Origin of the sequence: Methanocalculus natronophilus (assembly GCF_038751955.1) — an archaeon.
In the GTDB taxonomy this organism is placed as follows: domain Archaea; phylum Halobacteriota; class Methanomicrobia; order Methanomicrobiales; family Methanocorpusculaceae; genus Methanocalculus; species Methanocalculus natronophilus.
In genome coordinates, this window is record NZ_JBCEXH010000001.1 from 222309 (window position 1) to 243646 (window position 21338).

Genomic DNA, 21338 nt, shown 5'->3' on the forward strand with positions numbered 1-21338 from the left:
GCGTAAGAGTATAGAACTTGTGCTAACGTAATCGGGATTGACAAAAGCCGATCATGTACGGTCAAACCCTTTCAGAAGCCCGACAAGAAGCACGATGACGGGGATCACCTCGAGACGGCCGAGCCACATCAGGATGATGAAGAAGATCTTGCTCCCATCTGACATCTCAGGAGAGATATGGCCTGTTGAGATCCCGTTGTTGCAGGCAGCAGTGACAACATCAAAGATCACGTGGCTCGTATCATAGCCCGGGCCTTCAAACTGGATGATCAGGATGGTGCTTGCAAAGATGATGATGACATAGAGCAGAACCACAAGAATGTTCCTGGAAACCTCGTATTCTGCAACCATCTTCGGGATGCTCCGCCCTTCATGCCTGAACGGAATAACAGCACGGCCGGATACAAAGATCCGCCGAAACCACCAGACAAGGCCTTCATAACAGACGATTGCCCGGCCAAGCTTGATACCGCCAGAGGTGCTCCCGGATGCGCCGCCGATGATCATCAGTGCCACAAGGAAGATGATTGTGGCTGTCGGCCAGAGTGCTGGATCAGTATTCTGGAAACCCGTAGTGGTCGCGGCAGAGACGGTCATAAAAAGCCCCTGCCTGACGGAATCTGAGAGGGTATAGCCTGCAATATTCAGAAGATCATAGGTGACGACAAGGATTCCTCCACCTATGAGAGAGAACAGCAGAACGGCCTGAAGATCGCGGAAGAAGGCAAAGATCCGTTTTGCATAGAGCAGGAAGTAGAGCTTGAAGGGGAGGGCGCCTGCGATCATCACCGGGATCAGGGCTAGTTCCATAAACGGGTTGTTATAGTGTGCGATGCCCCCATCGTACATGGTAAACCCGCCGGTTGCAATCGCAACAAGCCCGAGGTTAATGGCATCCCAGGGTCCGACTCCGGAGAGAGAGACAAGGAGGATGCCTGCAAGCGTCAGCACAAAATAAATCTTCCACATCTGGATTGCCGTACTGACAACACTCGGCATGAATGCCTCTGAACGCGCCTCTGAACGGTAGAGTTCCTTCTGGATAAGCCCTGATCGGTGCACCATTGTCACGGTAAACGCAACAATCCCGATGCCACCGAGCCACTGCATAAAAGAACGCCAGAAGAGGATTGTTTTGGGGAAGTCGTCAAGTCCCTCTGCCATTGTAAGTCCGGTTGTTGTCCATCCGGACATCGATTCAAAGACAGCGTCGATATAAGGCATGCCACAGGCAAGGTAAAAGGGGAGAGCGCCGATGAGTGAGGCAATAAGCCAGATTATGGCCACCCCGCTGAGGGCTACTGAGAGCCGGGCCTGCCTGTTGGGAGCAGGCAGGGTTCTGAGGAAACTGCCAAGAAGGATAAATAATAACGGGACAAGAGCAATAAACGGCAATATATGCCATTCGCCATAGATCACTGCCACAACCAGCGGAGCGAGAGTTACAACTCCAAGGAACTGCAATATCCCCCCGAGATCACGGCCAATGATCAGAAAATGCTCTCTTCTGTCCATAATCAGATCAGTGATTAGCGCCTGTCACCGTAAATAGGTTGACTGTCTTTTGGGTGCCCGGCTGAGGTTGCATTCACGGCAGATGACCCTCCACGCAATGAGAAGCGATATGATATTTGTCGGAGTAACCTGCCTGCCCGGGTAGAACTGCAGGGCACATATCGTTGTCTGGTTCTCGATGCTCTCCTCAAGAGCGCGGGCAATTCCATAGGGAAGATACCCATCAAGCGTCAGCCGTACCATCTCCCGGCCATCAAGCGTCATCTCATCGCCGCTGATGCCAAAGGGCCCGTCTTCAAGTGGAATCACCCGTGCGAGATCCAGGGTGAGGGGGACCTGCGGGAGGCATTCGCTGCAACGTTTCTGGATCAGCTGGACGCAGTAGAGTGGCGGGTCGGCATCCGGTGCGATGATGCTCTCCCCGATGTGCACCACGATATCCGCAAAAGCCCGCTGGAATTCAACGTACTGTTCATAATCTGGTTTTCGTATCTCGATCTCCTCTTCCACTGCCTCGCGGGAGTGTCCCCTCTCTGCGACATCCCGTTTGATCTTCCATGCATATTTGACGGCGGGGTCGGGATCGACATAGATGGAGAGATCGATCATCTGCCGGATCTCTTCGGTGAAGAGGGTATGGAGACCTTCAAGAATGATGATATCGCCCGGAACGAAAGGCTCCTCGGGATCAAAAGTGCCGGTTTCGTGATTATATACCGGTTTTTGGATGCGTCGGCCCTGCCGTAGTGCCCCAAGATCTGCTGCAAGACGGTCAAACCGGTTGGCATCAGGGTGGAGCGGGGTGACCTGCTTCTCTGCACGTTCATTCCGGTCATACCGGTGGTAATCATCAAGAGTGATCGTCGTGACGATCCCGGGCCCAAGAATCACCCGGATCGCCTCGGTGAAGGTCGTCTTGCCTGACCCGCTGTCTCCTGCAACACCTATAATGAAGGGGGTATGTTCTTCTGTAGAATTGCCTGGGAAACCAGATGGCATTACTGACCTCATAACACCCACCATCATGTAAAGGTTTGCGGGGTCAGCCCCATGCATCAAGCCGCATCTGCCCGGAGGTATTCCTGGGCGGCCCGGCAATCCTGGCAAGAACCGGCTGAATCCGGTCGGGGGAGAAGCCGTAGTCATCACAGAGGATTGCCATAACCTGGTCTGGGTCGGGATCATTCCATTCCGGCGAGACATCTTCTCTGACCGGAGGTGCCAGGAAGAATGCTTCTATCTGATCGACATCCAGGTCCGGGAGCTTCTCCTCAATGGTCTCCTCAAACGTCCCTAGAGTGACGATCTTCAATGCCTTCTTCGGGCCGATCCCATAGATGCCTTCGTTATAGTCTGTCCCGACCAGGATTGCAATCCGGATAAGCTGCTCACGGGTTAGTGAGAGGGAATCCAGAAACTCTGCAAGCCGGATCTCTTCAGGGGCCACCGTCACCTGCCTGCCGTGGATCCGCCGCTTCCCTGATACCGCAAGATTGCGGAGAAGCAATGGCGCTCCAAAGAGGAGGGAGTCATAATCCTGGGATACGGCATAGGTTGCAATTCCCTCTGCAGCAAGGTATGCAGACTGCGCCTCACCTTCAGAGGGGGCAACCATCCAGGGGACACCGAGTGCGTCAAGGAGCCGCTCTGCACTTCCCACAATAGCAGAGTCGACTTTTGAGGATCGGGTTGCCGCCCGGTAGGCTGCTGCCGTATCACCCCGCAGGAGCGCGTCAGCCCGCTCTGCCTCACCTGCCATACGGATATCGCGCCGGGCATCCAGCGTCTTCCCCTTGAATACAGGAGGCGGGCCATCAAAGATATAGAAGGGGCGGATCCCATGCTCCAGGAAATGTGCGGTCCTGAAGAGCAGGCCTGAGAGATGTGATGTCACCCGTCCCGATTCATCCTGGAGCGGTGTGCCGTCTGCCTGCCTGATGATCGAGAGGAACTGGTACAGGGTATTATGAGCATCGATGGCTGCCACTCCCGCCAGATCATCCCACCTGACTGTGTGGCGGCACCCTTCCAGGAGAGGTCGTAATTGTACTCCCATAGAGGCAAAACCCTACAGATCAGCGGTACATCCGGCGTGTCAGGCTGTTGACAATCTCACCGAGCTGCTCAACAGTTCTGTCATATTTGCGGTTGAGGCTGACAGACATCTCTTCCATATTGACCCGCATCGTCCTCTCACGGGCGATGATATTCTCTTCCAGCCTGCGGATCTTCATCCCGAGGGAGAGGAAGAGGCCGCCAAGAGCGAGCATCATCAGGGTTGCTCCAATGACAATTGTCGTATCCTGCCAGAGGCGGAGGACCAGCATGAGGGTTGCTGCCACGAGCACAACAATCAGGATCAGATCCCAGATATATTCACGAAGATCCATGTTTTACCATAAGAAGAACCATAATGATTAAGTTACCTATCCGGAGCAGACACAGATGGACAGACAAAACCTACCCGCAATCATCGGCATGCCGATCATCTTCCTCGCCGTCATGATCGGCGGGGTGCTCCTCGCAGCACCTGTGGACGACGCAGGCCTGACCGCATTTGAAGACCCGGATTCAATGGCAAACCCGTTCATCTTCCTGGCCATAATTCTTCTCATCACCTCGCTTCTCCTGCTGCTCATCCGGCAGGCCAGGCAGAACCTGATCTCGCTTATCATCGGCGGTGCTATCTTTCTCACCTATATCTATGTCTTCTCGGCAATTCTCCAGCACCTGATCGGCGATGGCATCCTTTCTTTTGCCGGAGCCGTTGCATCTGCCGGAGTAGCAGTCACACTCCTCTTCAAATATCCCCGGTGGTATATCATCAACTTCTTTGGGATAATCCTTGCTTCAGGGGTTGCTGCCATCTTTGGTGCTTCGCTTGCAGTGCTGCCGGTGATTATACTGCTAGCAATCCTTGCAGTCTATGATGCGATCTCGGTCTACCGGACAAAACACATGATAACGCTTGCAGAAGGCGTGATGGAGCAGAAGATGCCGATCCTCTTCATCATCCCGAAGAAACGCGGGTATACCGGAACCTATGAGAAGATTGCCCAGCCTGAAGAAGGACGAGGCACTGATGACAAAGGAATACAGCAGGCCAAACGGGAGCGGGGAACGTTTCTGATGGGGATGGGGGATGCAATTATGCCTGCTATCCTTGTTGTATCCGCATTCACCTTTCTCGCAGATCCGGTGCCGGCACTGGGAGCTGCAGTTGGATCATTCATCGGCCTTGGCGTCCTCCTGATCATGGTCTTCTCAGGGAAGCCGCAGGCAGGGCTTCCCCCACTGAATGGCGGGGCTATTCTTGGTTTTCTTGCAGGGTCTGCCCTTGTGTCCGAGTGGGCCTGGCTGGTCGTTCTCTAAGAACGGCGTCCAGCACCTCTTCCACCCCTTCCCCGGATACTGCTGACATGTTCAGGATGCCAGGGCATGACCTGAGATCAGATTTTGCTGCTGCAACCAGAACCGGGGCATGCGCCAGTCCCCTGACTTCAGCGAGGAGCTGCTTCTGGGTAGAGAGTTCGTATCCGCAGTGTTCGCTTGGATCAAGGATGAAGAGGATGACGTCTGCCACATAAATGAGGGCATTTAATGCCTGCTTCTCGATTGCATTCCTCTCCCTGCTTCCTCCCGCATCAAGGATACCAGGCGTGTCAATGAACTGCACGCGCTCGCGCCATGAGAGTTCGCGATGGCCGACGATGACGCCCTTGGTGGTGAAAGGGTATGATGCAACCTCGGGAGTTGCGGTTGAGACGAGCCTGATAAACGAGCTCTTCCCGACATTTGGGTATCCGGAAACAACAACCGTGAACTCATCAGCCGAGACAACCGGGAGTTTCCTGAGGATGTTTCGTGCATCATTCAGATACCGCAGATCACCATCTATCTGGTGGACGACAGAGGCGATCCGTGCCACTGCCTGTTTTCGGACCTTTGGTTTATCCGGGGAGCGGCGCATGGATCGCGCCCTCTCCATCCCGATATCCCGTGTATTTCTGGCAGCCCACCCGACTGCACCGAACCGTTTTCTCATCTCCTCGATGCCAAAGAGGATATCCACGAGATCGCGATAGAACGGCGGGATCGTATGGAACTCGGGAAAGCTCTGGATGATCGAGACCAGCCGGTCGTGAACGGCCTGGGTGACTGCCCGGACAAATTCCTCGTTTGCACGGTCTTTATTCTTCTTTTCCCGCATCTTTTTTGCGGCACGCCGGAAACTCCGGTCAAGGATCTCGTCGGCTGTCGGGACTGTTGGTATGGTATCAAACATCAGTTCTGCTTCCCCAAATCTATTTATCAGGATATAGATGAACAATCTTAGTATGGATCTCTCACTCATCCAGAAAGATATTCTTATAACCTTAATCTCACTCTATCATCAACATTCTCATCCCATCAAAGGAGACGATATCGCCGGCATCATCAGGAGAAATCCCGGAACGGTCAGAAACCAGATGCAGGCACTCAAGGCGCTTGGGCTTGTGGACGGCGTGCCCGGCCCAAAAGGTGGATACCATCCGACTGCGGCAGCATACAGGGAACTGAGTATCAAATCTGCTGATGATGAGGCAGCAGTGACCATCACACGAAACGGCATACCGGTAGAAGGGGTGCGGGTCACCGAGATCGGGTTTACCACGCTCTGCCACCCCGACCTCTGCCATTCGCTTATCAGGGTTATCGGCAGTATCAGGGATTTTGCCATTGGTGAAGAGATTACCGTCGGGCCAACCCCGGTGAACAAGCTGATGATCCGGGGCGAGGTCTTTGGCCGTGATGAGATCCAGGGTGCGCTTCTCATCTCGATATCCGAGATGACGTCGCTGCCAAAGAAAGCGGTCCGCTCCTATATGAGCACGCCTGTCATCAGCGTGCTCCCTGACAACACAATACGTGAGACAATAGACGTCTGTTCCAAAAACCGGATTCGAGGGGTCCCGGTTATTCTGGACGATCAGCTGCTTGGGATTGTCACCCTGACCGATATTGCAGAGGCGATAGGCAGGAATCTTTCGCCAGACACCCCGGTCTCCACGATCATGACCCATGATGTCATCGAAGTCCAGGCAGATACCCGCCTCTACGAGGTGATACGGCGGTTTAAAGAGCGCGAGATCGGGCGGGTGATTGTGTTGGATGGGGGCAGGCCGGTCGGCATCCTGACCCAGTCGGATATTATCAGGGTATTTCCCACATTATAAGCACATCTTCCACCAAAGGTTTTTGTGTATCCGGGATAGGGAATCCCTGCAGTTCATTTGAAGAATTGGAATAGTTTAAATAGTTATCAGCCAACCTTCATTCTATGACAAAGGCGTTTGCCCGTACGCTTCGGCGCAAGAAGATTATGAGCAGTGATGGCAAGGTGATTGGGCAGCTGAAGAATATCATTATCGATGTTGCCAGCGGTGAGGTTCTGAATTTGATCGTAAAACCGGATGCCGCCTTTGACACCACGAGTTACAAGCTTGATGACAACTGTATGCTGATTCCCTTTGAGGCTGTCAAGGATATCAAGGACTATATCGTCGTTGACCGCTATATGCTCAGGTGAGACTCAGGTTATCCGAAGCGTTCAAGAAGAGAGAGCAGGCCTTCTGAGAACCCGTCACCATAGGGGCGCTCAGTAACAATATCCGCTATTTTTTTCACCCGTTCACTCCCGTTTGCCATTGTAAGCGAGTAGCCGGCAACCTGGAGCATCTCGAGATCATTATCAGAATCCCCTGCTGCCAGAAAATCCTGCGGGGCAAGGGAGAGGAGCGGTGCGAGCCGTCGAAGCGCCGTCCCCTTTGATATCCCGGGTGTCTGGAGATGGATGGCAAAGCCTGTGTCAATAACCCGGACATAGAGATCTGAGAGAAGGGATCTGACGTCTTCTACTGGTACCGTGCGGGCAAATGCCACATCGGCATATCTGAGTTCCATGCTGTAGGGGATGAGGTCAGTTCCCTGGTCAGCATAGTGGGAGACCAGGCGATCATATGCCTGAAGGCAGACCGATCGATCGCCGTCTGTCTGCGGCTCCTGGTTAAAGCCCGGCCGGAAGACACCGCCGTTCTCTCCGATGACCGCACCGCCGGTTCCGATCATCTTGGCAAGCGCATCGAGAAAACAGAGGGTGTTGCCTGAGGCAAGCACCACCGGCACATCACGGTCAATATAGTAGCGGAGCGCTTCAATTGCACTGGTGCTGATCCGCCGGTTCTGATCCGTCAGGGTACCATCGATATCACAGACGACTGCCTTCAGCACGGTTTGATCCCTGCCATTTCAACCATGAAGGTCGCTTCACCGTCAGGAAGGTTTGGGCTGTCGACGAGCCGGGCGATCCGCTTGCCAGCCTTGCTCTTGCGGAGATACAGCCTGAAGGTTGCCGAGTGGCCGACGATATTGCCGCCGATAGGTTTTGTCGGATCGCCGAAGAAGACCCCGGGGTTTGACATCACCTGGTTTGTGACAAGGGCAACCGCATTATGTTCATCCACGAGTTTGAAGAGTTCATGCAGGTGCCGGTTCAGTTTCTGCTGGCGTGTGGCAAGCGTCCCCCTGCCGGCATATTCGGCACGGAAATGGCCGGTAAGCGAGTCGATGATGAAGAGCTTGACCGGTTTGTCTGTCTGTTTCAGATCGTTTGCCATATCGCGTGCAGAGTCGATTAAGAGCATCTGGTGATCTGAGGTATGTGCTCTTGCAACATGGATATTTGCAAGGAAATCTTCCGGAGTTCCAACATCACAATCGACCTCAAGTCCATCAACCATCTGGGTGATACGCTCGGGACGGAAGGTATTCTCTGTATCGATATAGATGCAGCTCCCGCTCAGGCCGCCACAGTCCTCGGGAAGCTGGCAGTTCACTGCCATCTGGTGAACGATCTGGCTCTTCCCGGATCCGAACTCGCCATACAGCTCGGTTATCGCCTGGGTCTCGATCCCGCCACCGAGGAGATCGTCAAACTCGGGGACAAAGGACATGAGTTTCCTCACCTCCTGCCGCCTGATCAGGACATCAGTGCCGGTCTTGAACCCGCCGATATCGGCCTTCTCCCGGGCGCCTTTGATCATCTTCTTTGCGGTCGCCTCACCGATTTCTGCAGCCTCTGCGAGATCCACAGGTGATGCGGTGGCAATACTCTCAATGGTTGTATAGCCTGCCTCACGGAGCCGGTCAGCTGTCGCCGGGCCAACACCGGGCAGGTCTTCGAGATCGATCTCTGACATAATATCTTCTTCCTCCTGTTGAGATACAATGCTAATCTTGTGATCGAGAGCTTATCAATCCCTGACCATGGAGGGTGAAAGTGAATCAGGGGCCAGCCGGGAGACCCGCTCCAGGAGATCCGCCATATCATCTGGTGGCAGGAGTTCCTCTGATCTGACGATAAACCGGCTTCCTGAGAGCTCTCCGCTGAGGCGGAACCGTGCGGCAAGCGGAAGGGCTGCACCTTCCAGGATAGAGAGTGCATCTGCTGTTGCAAAGGAGAGGCCTTCCGGGGAGAGGACCGTCACCCCGACAAGCTCCCTCTCCATGCATTCCTCGCGGATGACCCGGACCGCACTCCCGAACCCGACAGAGAGTTCGACGTCCCCATACCTGTTCAGGCGTGCTTTTGCATTATAAACCGCGATCGTCTCGCCCGGGAGCAGGGGATCACATGCCCGCTCTCCCCAGATCACGATCCGGAGACCTCCTTCGATGAAGAGGTTCCGCACCCAGGACGAATCTCCCCGCCGCGTGGTGAAGGGGCGCACCGGATGGATGGTGGTGATCCTTCCACAGACAGTATAGGTTCCTTTATCCAGGACCTGTCCTGGCGGGGTATAGCAGATCTCTATCTCACCTGGGATCTGCTCAATCCCGGTTGCATCCCTTGCAAGATACTCGATGCCATCATCTGATGCCCGCCGTTCCGCATCTGTTATCCGGATCGATGAGCCTTCGACGATTCCCTCAAGAAGAGCAGGATCCCAGGTGATAAACCGTGCAAACCCCGTCGGATCCCCGATGATCGCCTCCTGGACAACACCAGCGCCTCCGTCTTTGCGCTGAAAACTCCGTGGAGGCTCTATTGCCAGTACCCGGGCATCGATCCCTGCGGTTGATGAGGAGCTATGGCCTCTCTTCTCCGGAAGCGTGATGGCAACAGCAGTCTCCCTGACGGCTAAAGCATGCACCTCGGTCTGCCGTCCTGCTTTTGGCCTGCCGATCACTTCGAGGACCATGCCATCTTCGAGTTCAGGTACACCTGCAGCCATCTCGTCCCAGAGGACAAGCGGGATGGTGCCGGTCTCATCAGCAAGCTCGATCCGCGCGACACAACCCGGTGACCCGTCGTCACGGGTGAACTCTTTTGGATCGGTCCTGTGGACAACTTTCCCATACAGTGAGACAAGGGAGGGGGAAGGGGTGATGGAGCTGATCTTCTGGTGGCTCCTGCCGGTCTCCTCTACCACCAGCAGCGCAGCTGCCGTCTCATCGATGGCACCGCCATAGGAGGCTACCTTCTCCTCGATCTTATGGTCAAAGTCCTCCCTGGTGAGGATATCGTCGACAAGCGCGTAATGGAAGCCCACAACCGATCCACTCACTCCTGCTGCCACGAGGGCGTTACCATCATGGCAGCGAGATCTTCAAGTGTCTCGCCTCTCCGGATCACCTCGGCCCGATCTCCTTTCACCATAATCTCTGGCGGCCGTGGCCTTCCGTTGTACTGGGAGGACATGGCAAACCCGTATGCGCCCGTGTCCAGCACCGCGACAAGATCTCCTGCTTCCGGTGTCGGGAGCTGGCGATCTCCTGCAATGATATCCCCGGTCTCGCAGATTGGGCCTGCAATTGTCACGGTCTCGTTGCCTGGTGCATCTGCCTTGTTTGCCATGATGACCTCGTGCCATGAGTCATACATCGCCGGGCGGATCAGGAGATTGAAACCGGCATCGACATTGGCAAAGGTCTTGTATGCCCGTTTCACCGAGTTGACCTTCGTGAGCAGGACCGTTGAGTCGGCAAGGAGCCAGCGTCCGGGTTCGACCCAGAGTTCGGGGGAGATCCCGATCTCGTTGATGCCGTCAAGGAAGACGGGCATAACTGCGTCTGCATAGTCACGTGGTGTTGGTGCAACATCGGTTGCACGCTGGTACGGGACGCCAAGGCCGCCGCCGATATCCAGAAATTCCAAGTTTACGCCGAGATCGGTGACGTCACCAGCCACCCTGGTCATGACGGCGGCTGCACGGGCAAACGGCTCGACATCCAGGATCTGGGATCCGATATGGCAGTGCATCCCGACCGGAACCACATATGGCATATTATGGGCTTCCTGGTAGGCCGGGATAATCCCGTCTGCCGGTATCCCGAACTTGGTGGTCGCAAGGCCGGTTGCGATCTTTGGATGGGTCGGCACCTCAAGTGCCGGATTAACACGGAATGCTATCTGGACAGTCTTCCTGAGTTCTGATGCCACCTGCCCAAGCTGGTGGAGTTCATCGGTTGAGTCGACAGAGACACGCACACCCGTCTCAACGGCAAGCCGGAGATCGTCAGATGATTTCGAGCTTCCGTTGAAGAGCAGGCGTTCCGGTTTCATGCCTGCCCGGAGCGCAAGGTGCAGCTCACCTGAGGAGAAGACGTCTGCGCCTGCACCGGCACCGGCAAGTGCCCGGAGCACCGCGAGGTTCCCGTTTGCCTTTGCTGCAAAGAGGAGCCGGGTGCGGGGGTACATACCGGTGAGTGCGGACTCAAATGCGTGGTAGTTCTCAAGAATCTGATCCTCGTTTGTGACAAAGAGCGGGGTGCCGTATTTCCCGGCGAGCATGGTGAGATCATGGGATCCGGTGTGCAGATGGCTGTTTTTGATGGAGAGGTGGGCTGGGAGTGTCAGGGTCATTGCTTCATCCCCTCCATCCGGCCGACCGCTTCGGTGATCCGCTCAACTGATCGGGTGATTGCAAACCTGACATATCCTTCGCCGGATGCGCCAAACCCGATGCCCGGTGTTGCCACGATACCCGCTTCGTCAAGGAGCCTTGCGGCAAACTTCATCGAATCATCAACCTTCAGCCAGACATAGAATGTCGCTTTTGGTGCAGTGATATCATATCCAAGGCTTTGAAGTCCTTTGACCATGACATCCCGCCGTTCCTGGTATATCCTGCATGCATCTGCCACGCAGTCCTGGGGGCCGGTGAGTGCGGCGACACCCGCAAGCTGGATTGCATCAAATGCGCCTGAGTCGATGTTGGTCTTGACACGGCCAAGCCCTGCGATGATATCTTTGTTCCCGACAGCCATCCCAAGACGCCATCCGGTCATGTTATAGGTTTTTGAGAGGGAGTGCATCTCGATACCAACGTCAGTTGCACCGTCTGCCTCAAGGAAGGATGGTGCCCGGTACCCGTCAAAGGTGATCTCGGAGTACGCGTTGTCGTGGACGACGACGATTGAATGTTCGCGGGCAAATTCGACTACCTCGTCAAAGAACTTCATCGGAGCAGTTGCTGCAGTCGGGTTGTTCGGATACCCGAAGAAGAGGAGTTTTGTCTTCTTCAGGACAGCTGCCGGGATTGCATCAAGATCCGGGAGGAACGCATTCTCTTCACGGAGGGGAAGAGGGTGGCAGATCCCCTCCGCAAAGAGGGTTGATGTCTTGTAGACCGGGTAGCCTGGATCTGTTGCGAGGACGACATCGCCTGGATTCACAAACGCCTCGGGGACATGGGCGACCCCTTCTTTTGATCCAATCAGGGTGATGATCTCTGAACCCGGATCTGCTGTGACACCGAACCGTTTCTTCATCCAGGTGGCAACGGCTTCGCGGTAGGTGCCAAGGCCAAGGTACGAGGGGTAGTGGTGGTTTGCCGGGTCCTGTGCGGCGGTGCAGAGCGCCTCGACGATATGCGGGGGTGTCGGAAGATCGGGATCGCCAACGCCGAGATCGATGACATCGACACCTGATCTGATCTTTGCTGCTTTCATCTCATCTATCGTTGCAAAAAGATAGGGAGGTAGGTTGTCTAGTCTGTCTGCATACATAATGTGTATAGTTCAATCTGACGGTACTTAAGAATCACTGAGGCGACAGGATGATCCGTTTCCAAAACGTCTATACCGCCATGAAGCATTACCATGAAACGAGGTGGAGGATGGAGAAGAACCGCTTCATTTACCTGGATAATGCTGCAACAACAAAAACCCATTCCGATGTGGTATCGGCGATGCTCCCGTATTTCAATGAGCATTTCGGGAACCCGTCATCACTGTATGATCTGGCTGGGGCTTCGCGCACTGCTGTTGATTTGGCACGGGAGCAGGTTGCAGCTGCGCTTGGGGCAGATGCAAAGGAGATCTTTTTCACCTCCGGCGGAACTGAATCTGACAACTGGGCGATACGTGGTGTTGCCAGAGCCCATGCAAAGAAAGGCAGGCACATTATCACCTCGGCAATCGAGCACCATGCCGTCCTGCATACCTGTCTGGCTCTTGAGAAGGAAGGATACGAGATCACCACGCTTCCCGTGGACGAATACGGCCGGGTGAGTCCAAAAGATGTGGAAGACGCGATCCGGCCCGATACAATCCTTATCACCGTGATGCTTGCCAATAACGAGATCGGAACGATCCAGCCCATACAGGAAATAGGGGCTATCGGCCGTGCCCGGAAGGTGATCGTCCATACCGATGCGGTGCAGGCTGTCGGCCAGATTCCAGTTGATGTGAATACATTGAATGTCGATCTCCTCTCGGTCTCTGCCCACAAGTTCGGCGGGCCAAAGGGTGTTGGTGCCCTCTATATCAAAAGGGGTGTCTATCTGCATCCGCTCCTGCATGGGGGTGCACAGGAGAAGCGGCGGCGGGCAGGAACAGAGAATGTCCCCGGTATCGTTGGTCTTGGGAAAGCGATCAATCGTGCGACAGCAGACCTGCCAGACAAGGCAGAGCGGTTGATCCGGCTCAGGCAGCGGCTGTTTGACGGGCTCCTCACAATACCGGAGAGCCAGGCAAACGGCCACCCGACAGAACGGCTTCCAAATAATGTCAATGTCGTCTTCAGGTATATCGAGGGGGAGTCGATACTGCTCCTGTTGAATGCCCACGGGATCGCCGCATCCAGCGGGAGTGCCTGCACCTCGAGTTCGCTTGAGCCCTCGCATGTCCTGCTTGCCTGCGGACTCCCCCATGAGACTGCCCACGGATCGCTCAGGCTGACACTTGGGGAAGAGACGACAGACGAGGAGATCGATACAGTACTTGAGGTTGTGCCGACGGTGGTGCAGCGGCTGCGGGATATGTCCCCGCTGACACCGGCAGAACTCAGGAGCAGGTGAGAGAATCATGTACTCTGAAAAGGTAATGGATCATTTCATGAATCCCCGCAACCAGCGGGAGATTCCGGATGCCGATGGGATCGGCGAGGTTGGCAACCAGAAATGCGGCGATATCATGCGGATGTACCTCACCATCCGGGATAATCAGATCGAGGATGCGGCATTCCAGACATTTGGTTGTGGTGCAGCGGTTGCGTCTTCATCGATGGCAACCGAGATGATCATTGGCAAAACACTTGAAGAGGCCTGGAGCGTCTCCAATAAAGCGGTCGCAGAGGCGCTTGAAGGGTTGCCGCCTGAGAAGCTGCACTGTTCGGTGCTTGCCGAGGAGGCGATTCATGCGGCAATCAATAACTACCGGGAGAAGCAGGGGCTTCCTCCATGGGAGGAGGAGTCGGATGCCTGTGATGACTGCAAGGTGGACGGGTAGAGTGATCTGACCCAATCTTTTTTTACAGGAGACCGCACCTGATGGTATGATTTGCCTATGGACCGGACTGATGTTGTGCTGATACTCTGTACTGCCCCCGCGGGAGAGGCAGAGACGATTGCCCGGAGAATAATTGAAGAGCGGCGTGCTGCATGCGTCAATATCACCCCTGTTCATTCGGTCTTCCGGTGGGAGGGAGAGGTTCTCGCAGAAGAAGAGCACCTGCTGATCTGCAAGACAACAGAAGAACAGAGCAGGGATCTGATCCAGAGGATCGAAGAGATCCATTCCTATGATGTACCGGAAGTGCTGGCTGTCAGGGTTGATGACGGGAACAGGTCCTACCTTGACTGGGTGGGATCAGAGGTGCGTGGATGAGGCTTGAGCGGCATACCGGGACTCTCTATAAAAACGGATCGTTTACCGAGATAGATGACAGTATTGTCTGTGAGGAGACATTCAGGATCCATGTCAATGGAACAGAAGTCGTCCGGATGGTCGCATCATCTGATCATCTCCGTGAGCTTGGCGCCGGGTTTGTCATCTGTTCGGGGATAGCAGATGCTGTTATGGATGTGCAGGTCTCGCTGCATGATATCTTCGTCGAAGCAGACGTCACAGGAGATTTTGCCGCGGTGCTTGAGTCTTCAGGCGGGTTCACGAGCAGGAGCGGTACAAAAAAGGTTCTCTCAAACCAGCGGGTATTGCCTGAGACGGTGTTTCTCGTCAGGTCGACCATAGACTCGGATGCCTGGCTGAAGACCGGTGCGCTCCACGCATCGGTTCTCTTCTATAAAGGCGAGCTGGCAATCCGGTGCGAGGATATCGGCCGGCATAATACCGTTGACAAGGTGGTCGGCCATGCGGTCTTACACAACCTTGATCCCGCAGACTGTATCATCGGATGCACGGGGAGGCAGCCATCGGGAATGGTTGCAAAAGTTGCTGAAGCGGGGATTCCAATCATCGTCTCGCGTGCAGCCTCAACTGATCAGGGTATTGTGACGGCTGACGAGAGCGGAATAACACTCATCTGTTTCACCCGCGAGGGCCGGTTCACCATCTATACACACCCGGAGCGGGTCATCGGAGCGGTAAAATAACCAGGATGTGACATAAGTGAAGGATATATCTGTCTGTATCGGCGGCCAGGCAGGGGAGGGTATCAACAAGGCCGGGCTTCTGCTCGCGAGAATCCTCTCCTATTCCGGCTACCGGATCTATATGTACTATGATTACCCCTCGCTCATCAGGGGAGGCCATAATTATGCGGTCATCCGTGGGTCGGCTGATGAGAGAGGGGCGGTGTCCGGGAGTCCGGATATCGTCTGCGCACTTGACCAGGAGACGGTGAGACGGCATGGAGGGAAAAGTGCGGTTATCTTTGACTCTGATGTTGTGAAGGCAGAGGGAACTGCAATCCCCGCAACCACGATCATCGGGGAGGAGAAGAGCCCGCCCATTGCACGGAACACTGTGCTGATCGGTGCCTTCTGCCGGGCTGCTGGTATCCCGCCTGAGATCATGGAGGATGCGATCCGGCATGAGTTTGGGAAGAAGGCAGATGGGAATATCCGGCTTGCACTCCGGGGATACCATGCCGGGGAGGAGGTGATGCCAATTGAGGTGTCGCCTGGCAACGGGTTGCCGATACTCACCGGCAACGACGCGATCGCACTTGGGCTGATCCGGGGCGGCCTTGACGCCTATGTCTCCTACCCGATGACACCATCCTCCTCCATCCTCCACACAATGGCAACCCTGGCAGAGGGCACACCGCTCCTTGTGATCCATCCCGAGAACGAGATCGCCGTCATCACGATGGCGCTTGGCCTCTCGTATGCCGGCAAAAAGGTGGCTGTCGGGACATCAGGCGGCGGGTTCTGCCTGATGAACGAAGGGGTGTCGCTTGCAGGCATGGCAGAGCAGCCAGTTGTCATCGTGATGGCGATGAGGCCTGGACCCTCCACCGGGATGCCGACCTATTCGTCACAGGGTGATCTCGGGTTTGTCCTGCATGCGGGCCATGGCGAGTTTCCACGGCTTGTTGTCGCACCCGGGACAGTGGCTGAGGCATACGAGTGGTCTGCCCGGATACTGCATCTTGCCTGGCAGTTCCAGATACCGGCATTCATCCTCTCAGACAAGAACCTCGGGGAACACCCGGCATCTGCTGCTATCGATCTCGAATTTCCCATGCCGGTTCCATCAGCAATCTCCATTCCGCAGACATATCACCGCTACTGCAGCACCCCTGACGGCATCTCCCCGTTCATCCCGCCTCCACTGAAAGGAAACGTGGTGAAGGTGAACTCTTATACGCATGATGAGCAGGGGATAACAACCGAAGACCCTGATACAGCATCGGTTGCTGCTGTGAAGCTGATCAGAAAAGGTGCTGCACTCGAGCAGCAGATGGGGCATTTCGGCTGTGTTGAGGTTGAAGGAGTTATTGATGCCCCGGTTGCCCTGGTCTGTTTCGGATCAACTGCCGGCGTCTGCCGGGAAGCAGGCGAGCGGCTTGGTCTGAGGGTGGTGCGGGTGATCGTCCTTGAACCGTTCCCGCTTGCCCAGCTTGGGACATCGCTCCGGGGAGTTGAAGAGATTATTGTTGTTGAGGAGAACGCCACCGGCCAGCTGAACACTCTCCTCCGGACGTATGGGTACCGTTCCAGCCGCCGGATCGGATCGGTCAGCGGCCGGCCCTTTGGAGTCAGTGAACTGGTTTTGAGGATACAGGAGGTGTTGCAATGAAGGGATCCGACTATATCAGCAATGCACAGAATACCTGGTGTCCGGGATGCGGGAACTTTGTGATCCAGCATACCCTCAAGGATCTGCTGGCAGCGTCTGTGCCACCTGAAGAGGTGGTTATAGTCTCGGGGATCGGTTGCCATGCAAAGATTGCCGATTATATGCAGACGAACAGCTTCTATGCGATCCATGGCAGGGGTATCCCGGTTGCAACCGGGATCCACCTGGGAAACCCGGCACTGACGGTGATCTGTTCGGCAGGTGATGGGGATGCCTATGCCGAAGGCCTTGACCACCTCATCTTTGCTGCGAAGAGAAACGTTGATATCACCGTTATCATCCATGATAACCGCGTCTATGGCCTGACAACCGGCCAGTACACCCCCACCTCCCCGGCAGGGTTTGCAGGAAAATCCACGCCCGGAGGGACACAGGAGGATCCATTGAACCCGCTTGACCTGATGCTGGCTTCTGGTGCGACCTTCATCGGCCGTTGCTACTCCCGTGATAAGAAGGGGATGCAGACGGTGCTTACGCAGGCGGTTCAGCACAAGGGGTTCTCGTTTGTCGAGGTGCTCCAGGTCTGTGCAAGCTTCTATGATGCCCACGACTGCTATGATGAGCACGTGTATACGCCAGAGGATCATGATCCCACAAACAGGGATGCAGCAGAGCAGCTGATCCGTGAATGGAACTATACCGGGCCGGGGAGGATTGCGCTTGGTGTGTTGTATACGCGTGATGCAATGACCTTTGAGGAACGGATGCTTGCCGGAAAAGAGGGGACAATCGACAGAACCGGCATCATCAGAAACGCACTCTCGGGAAGATAATTTTACCAATTTTTTTTGCCGATCCGGGTGCCGGAAACGCCTGGGAACGTGCAGCCAGATTTAAATACAAATACATGTGTACTGTACCGTGAGAGGCTTCCATGGCTTTCTTCGATATATTGCGGCCAAATATTGAGAAGTTACATGATAAGAAAGATATCCGGGGGCTGGTCAGGGCAGTTGAACATTCCGATGAGGAGATCCGTTCTGGTGCACGGTCAGCCCTCCTTGACCTGATGCCGGGATCATGTGAGGGGATTGTAGCGCTTGCAGTTGACCCGGATACGCTGGTGCGTTCAGGTGCAGTCCGGATTCTGGAGACGACAGGAGAGGTTGCCGTCTCCCCCCTGCTTGAGTTTTTTGCAAGAGGTACTGACGAGCAGTCCGGGTATGCTGCTCTTGCACTTGTTTCGATTGGGGAGGCAGCTGCCATGCCGCTTCTTGAACGGTTTCCTCTGCTGCAGGGTGAGCAGATCGAGTCCGGGATCACTATCCTGGTTGGGATCGGAACCCCGGCACTACCGCACCTGAGAGAAGGGCTCCTGATGCCATCCCATATCCAGCGCCGGGGAGCAGCACTGGCTCTTCAGCACCTCGATGCCGAGCCGGCAGATGATCGTGAGAGGGCGGCACGGCTGGCTGCAACTGGCGAGTGGAAAGAAGTTGCAGCCTGCGGGAAGGAGGCAGTCCCGGTGCTTGCACACCTGCTTGGTGATGACTACCATGTGCAGCGGGTCAATGCCGCACGGACACTTGGCCAGATCGGGGATCCTGCCACGCTGATGGATCTGGTCGGGGCGCTTTCGGATCCCGATGCCCGTGTCCGGGGGGCGGCAGTTCATGCACTTGGCGGGATTGGCGATACGGGTGCGGTACCGCATCTTGTATCCGCACTCAGAGACACTGACCATTATGTCCGGATGGAGGCGGCATCTGCCCTTGACCGGCTTGAGTGGTACCCGGAGAATGATGCCTGCCGGGTCCGGTACTTCATTGCGTCCCGGCAGTGGGAGAAGGCAGCGGCAATCGGGGAGCCTGCGGTTGGCCCACTGATAGAGATACTCAAGGATGAAGATCATATGGTCAGAAAAGAGCTTTCCGGGGCGATTCGAAGTCTTGGGGAGCTGTCGGTCAGGCCGCTTGAAGAGGCCCTGAACCATCCGGATCTCAGTATCCGCAATGTGGCAGGTGAGATTCTTGTCTCACTTGGCCAGACCGATCTCGTCTACCGATCACTGTTGCCAAAGCAGGATGAGTCCGCTCGCCGGGAAGAGGAGTGATGATGCTCCTTTGCCAGGCAGTAGGGATGTGCAGCCGGGAGCACTGAGCTGGTGTGAATGAGATCACCCTCTTCCTGATTGCTGTTGCCCTTGCCCTCGACTCCTGTGCGGTATCGATTGTTGCCGGTGCCACGATACAGGAGAAGATCTGGTACTATGGTCTCCGGGCGGCAGTGATCTTCGGGCTCTTCCAGGGAGGGATGCCGGTTGCCGGATACCTGATAGGCGAGGCTGGCAGCGGGCTTATCGATCCCTATGGCTACCTGGTTGCGTTTCTGCTCCTTCTTCTGATCGGGGGGAAGATGTGTTATGAGTCGTTGTGGGGTGATGGGAGCGAGCCAGGTGCTTCGATCACCTCGTTTTCGACGGTTGTTGTACTTGCCATAGCAACAAGTATCGATGCGCTTGCAGCGGGGGTGACGTTTGCGGTGCTCCAGATCCCGATTCTGCATGCCGCAGTCGTCATCGGGGTCGTGACAACAGCTGCATCACTTGCCGGGATCTGGGGCGGCAGAACCTTTGGCCCATACCTTGGGAAGAGAGTGGAGCTCGTTGGCGGGCTGATCCTGATCGGGATAGGCCTGAATATCCTGTTCGAAGGCCTGGCTGCCGGAGCCTGAAAACGGACAGGCCACGCAGAAGATGAGACTATCCGGGAATACCCTCCTGCTCCGAATAAGCCAGATGAAACCCGGAGAACCGGCGTTTTGGAGAAAGAAAAGAAAAGAATCGGGGTGCCGGGTTCCGGCACGGCTGCGTAATCCGCTATTCAGAGCCCGAGATAGGGCGAGAGCCCGAGTATCCCATGCACGAGCGCAATCATAATTGTTAGTCTGGCCATCCAGAAGTGCCAGGTGAATGGCACCTTAATCTTGCCACTCCTCTTCAGCACCGCTATTGAGGCTGTGGTCAGGAGGCTCACGAGGAGAAGTATCCCAAGGACTGCAAGCAGCGAGAGGCCGAATACCTGGGTGTATGCAATTGTCTGGAGCATCATGTCTTTCTCTAGACCTCCCGAAGTGTTATGGTGGCAGTGCCACGTTCCCGGTGCCTGACCCCGATATCATGTGTGTCTGAGAGTGCCCAGATGATTGGGATTGCCTCACCCGCCTCAAGAACATGATCATAGGGGTCCCCGGTATCCAGGGGGCGTTCGAACTCGATTGTGGTTATACCATCACGCTGGCTTCCGCCTGATCTGATGATATCATCTCTTCCACCAAGGTCGGTATCCGCAACTATCGGGCACCGCGGACTCTCGCTGTACATGTCCCTGACGACTGCATCCCCATCGACGTACCCGACGATATAATCGATTCCGGAAGCCATGCGACCGGTGCCAAATCCGATGCCGACCCAGCCTTCAGCCCTGCCGACAAGCGCCATCTGAAGGGTGGTTTCGGTGGTTCTCCAGTGAATTGTCATGCTGTCTGAGAGCTGCTGAGAGTAGTGATACTCGCCTTCACCCACAGTACCATCTGGAACCCAGTCTTCTGTGACGGGTTGTTCGGGAACGACCTGATCCCCTGGCGGTGGTGCTTCAGCACAGCCACAGAGAAATACAAAGAGACAGAGTAGAGAGAAGAGTAGAGCCAACTGCTTCATACTGATGTTGCTTGCCATGGGAGATGAAAAGTTTTTCTGTTACCGGGTATACAGAGAACCATATGGAATCTCCAGTGAAATCCCTCCGTGACGTTGCGCTCCTTATCGGGACGGTGCTGCTGTCTCTTTCTGCAGGTGCAATCGGTAGTTTTGCGACTGCTGCAAATGTCGCAGGCTGGTACCAGACGATTACACGGCCCTGGTTTACTCCTCCCGACTGGGTTTTTGGGCCTGCCTGGACGACGTTGTATATCCTGATGGGTATCTCGATCTTTCTGATCCTCAAAGTCGGATGGGAACGGCGGGATGTCAGGGTCGCAACAGGCATATTCGCCCTTCAGCTCTTTGTGAACGCGATCTGGTCGTTCCTCTTCTTCGGGATACCGTCTCCGCTCCTTGGGCTCATCTGTATCGTGATTTTGTGGTTTTTGATCCTCTGGATGATCATTGCCTTCTACCGGATCAGGCCGGTTGCCGCGTACCTGAATATCCCCTATATCGCATGGGTCAGTTTTGCAACGCTGTTGAATGCATCCATCTACCTGCTGAACCCCTGACGTGAGATTTGTGTTGTCAATAA

The 21338-nt window shown here is 55.4% G+C and carries 24 protein-coding genes; 12 read left to right on the top strand and 12 right to left on the bottom strand.

All coding sequences use genetic code 11. The annotated features are described in order from the left end of the window. Positions 1–51: 51 nt before the first annotated feature. The 4 genes from ABCO64_RS01185 to ABCO64_RS01200 are packed head-to-tail and all read right to left on the bottom strand — an operon-like array spanning position 52 to position 3905. Positions 52–1515 carry a TrkH family potassium uptake protein gene (locus tag ABCO64_RS01185; protein ID WP_253457630.1) on the bottom strand — a complete coding sequence of 488 codons (1464 nt, stop codon included), beginning with the start codon at positions 1513–1515 and terminating at the stop codon, positions 52–54. Between the two features lie 24 nt (positions 1516–1539). Then, positions 1540–2514: a phosphoribulokinase gene (locus ABCO64_RS01190; RefSeq protein WP_253457632.1), complete on the bottom strand. Its 975-nt coding sequence runs from the start codon at positions 2512–2514 to the stop codon at positions 1540–1542. Between the two features lie 43 nt (positions 2515–2557). After that, positions 2558–3571: a flap endonuclease-1 gene (gene fen / locus ABCO64_RS01195; RefSeq protein ID WP_253457635.1), complete on the bottom strand. Its 1014-nt coding sequence runs from the start codon at positions 3569–3571 to the stop codon at positions 2558–2560. Between the two features lie 19 nt (positions 3572–3590). Further along, entirely contained in the window at positions 3591–3905 is a 315-nt protein-coding gene (locus tag ABCO64_RS01200) for a hypothetical protein (RefSeq protein WP_253457638.1), read from the bottom strand. A 55-nt stretch (positions 3906–3960) separates the two neighbouring features. Here ABCO64_RS01200 and ABCO64_RS01205 point away from each other — a divergent pair, with 55 nt between their 5' ends. Beyond that, positions 3961–4887, top strand: coding sequence for a presenilin family intramembrane aspartyl protease PSH (locus tag ABCO64_RS01205; protein WP_253457641.1), 927 nt, complete (start codon positions 3961–3963; stop codon positions 4885–4887). Here the strand turns inward: ABCO64_RS01205 and ABCO64_RS01210 are convergent. After that, complete coding sequence (locus tag ABCO64_RS01210) at positions 4823–5800, bottom strand: NOG1 family protein (RefSeq protein WP_371922852.1); 978 nt, start codon at positions 5798–5800, stop codon at positions 4823–4825. The genes ABCO64_RS01205 and ABCO64_RS01210 overlap by 65 nt on opposite strands. Positions 5801–5852: 52 nt before the next feature. Between ABCO64_RS01210 and ABCO64_RS01215 the strand changes: the two genes are divergently transcribed. Next, on the top strand, positions 5853–6731 hold the full coding sequence (locus ABCO64_RS01215) for a CBS domain-containing protein (protein ID WP_253458156.1): 879 nt from the start codon (positions 5853–5855) through the stop codon (positions 6729–6731). Between the two features lie 104 nt (positions 6732–6835). Next, complete coding sequence (locus ABCO64_RS01220) at positions 6836–7084, top strand: PRC-barrel domain-containing protein (protein ID WP_253457644.1); 249 nt, start codon at positions 6836–6838, stop codon at positions 7082–7084. An 8-nt stretch (positions 7085–7092) separates the two neighbouring features. Here ABCO64_RS01220 and ABCO64_RS01225 read toward each other — a convergent pair whose 3' ends face one another. From ABCO64_RS01225 to ABCO64_RS01245, 5 genes are read right to left on the bottom strand one after another with little or no spacing between them, the layout of a single operon-like run. Further along, positions 7093–7785, bottom strand: coding sequence for a phosphoglycolate phosphatase (locus ABCO64_RS01225; RefSeq protein ID WP_253457646.1), 693 nt, complete (start codon positions 7783–7785; stop codon positions 7093–7095). After that, positions 7779–8753 (bottom strand): DNA repair and recombination protein RadA, encoded by a 975-nt coding sequence (gene radA / locus ABCO64_RS01230; protein ID WP_253457649.1) that lies wholly within the window; start codon positions 8751–8753, stop codon positions 7779–7781. The genes ABCO64_RS01225 and radA overlap by 7 nt, the downstream gene beginning before the upstream one ends. 54 nt (positions 8754–8807) lie before the next feature. Beyond that, entirely contained in the window at positions 8808–10133 is a 1326-nt protein-coding gene (locus ABCO64_RS01235; protein ID WP_253457653.1) for an OB-fold nucleic acid binding domain-containing protein, read from the bottom strand. Next, entirely contained in the window at positions 10118–11413 is a 1296-nt protein-coding gene (gene lysA, locus ABCO64_RS01240; RefSeq protein WP_253458159.1) for a diaminopimelate decarboxylase, read from the bottom strand. Before lysA ends, ABCO64_RS01235 begins: the two co-directional genes overlap by 16 nt. Positions 11414–11415: 2 nt before the next feature. Further along, positions 11416–12564, bottom strand: a complete 1149-nt coding sequence (locus ABCO64_RS01245; protein WP_256472481.1) for an LL-diaminopimelate aminotransferase — start codon at positions 12562–12564, stop codon at positions 11416–11418. 110 nt (positions 12565–12674) lie between these two features. Between ABCO64_RS01245 and nifS the strand changes: the two genes are divergently transcribed. The 8 genes from nifS (at position 12675) to ABCO64_RS01285 (ending at position 19773) form a co-directional block, all read left to right on the top strand. Further along, a complete protein-coding gene (gene nifS, locus ABCO64_RS01250; protein ID WP_253458165.1) occupies positions 12675–13856 on the top strand; it encodes a cysteine desulfurase NifS in 1182 nt (393 codons plus the stop codon). Positions 13857–13863: 7 nt separating this feature from the next. Further along, positions 13864–14286, top strand: a complete 423-nt coding sequence (gene nifU / locus ABCO64_RS01255) for a Fe-S cluster assembly scaffold protein NifU (RefSeq protein WP_253457656.1) — start codon at positions 13864–13866, stop codon at positions 14284–14286. Positions 14287–14343: 57 nt separating this feature from the next. Continuing rightward, positions 14344–14664 (top strand): divalent-cation tolerance protein CutA, encoded by a 321-nt coding sequence (gene cutA, locus ABCO64_RS01260; protein WP_253457659.1) that lies wholly within the window; start codon positions 14344–14346, stop codon positions 14662–14664. Further along, on the top strand, positions 14661–15389 hold the full coding sequence (fdhD, locus tag ABCO64_RS01265; protein ID WP_253457662.1) for a formate dehydrogenase accessory sulfurtransferase FdhD: 729 nt from the start codon (positions 14661–14663) through the stop codon (positions 15387–15389). Before cutA ends, fdhD begins: the two co-directional genes overlap by 4 nt. 16 nt (positions 15390–15405) lie before the next feature. Beyond that, a complete protein-coding gene (locus ABCO64_RS01270) occupies positions 15406–17040 on the top strand; it encodes a 2-oxoacid:acceptor oxidoreductase family protein (RefSeq protein ID WP_253457665.1) in 1635 nt (544 codons plus the stop codon). After that, positions 17037–17873 carry a thiamine pyrophosphate-dependent enzyme gene (locus ABCO64_RS01275; protein WP_253457668.1) on the top strand — a complete coding sequence of 279 codons (837 nt, stop codon included), beginning with the start codon at positions 17037–17039 and terminating at the stop codon, positions 17871–17873. The genes ABCO64_RS01270 and ABCO64_RS01275 overlap by 4 nt, the downstream gene beginning before the upstream one ends. Before the next feature lie 101 nt (positions 17874–17974). Continuing rightward, positions 17975–19153, top strand: coding sequence for a HEAT repeat domain-containing protein (locus ABCO64_RS01280; protein WP_253457671.1), 1179 nt, complete (start codon positions 17975–17977; stop codon positions 19151–19153). A 53-nt stretch (positions 19154–19206) separates the two neighbouring features. After that, the gene (locus ABCO64_RS01285; RefSeq protein WP_253457674.1) at positions 19207–19773 is read left to right on the top strand and encodes a manganese efflux pump MntP; all 567 of its coding nucleotides are present in this window, start codon (positions 19207–19209) and stop codon (positions 19771–19773) included. A 149-nt stretch (positions 19774–19922) separates the two neighbouring features. Here the strand turns inward: ABCO64_RS01285 and ABCO64_RS01290 are convergent, their stop codons facing one another. After that, positions 19923–20150 (bottom strand): hypothetical protein, encoded by a 228-nt coding sequence (locus tag ABCO64_RS01290; protein ID WP_253457677.1) that lies wholly within the window; start codon positions 20148–20150, stop codon positions 19923–19925. A gap of 8 nt (positions 20151–20158) precedes the next feature. Next, positions 20159–20758: a DOMON domain-containing protein gene (locus ABCO64_RS01295; RefSeq protein ID WP_253457680.1), complete on the bottom strand. Its 600-nt coding sequence runs from the start codon at positions 20756–20758 to the stop codon at positions 20159–20161. A gap of 62 nt (positions 20759–20820) precedes the next feature. On the opposite strand from ABCO64_RS01295, the gene ABCO64_RS01300 reads away from it, so the two are divergent. Continuing rightward, entirely contained in the window at positions 20821–21315 is a 495-nt protein-coding gene (locus ABCO64_RS01300) for a TspO/MBR family protein (RefSeq protein ID WP_253457684.1), read from the top strand. Positions 21316–21338: the final 23 nt, after the last annotated feature.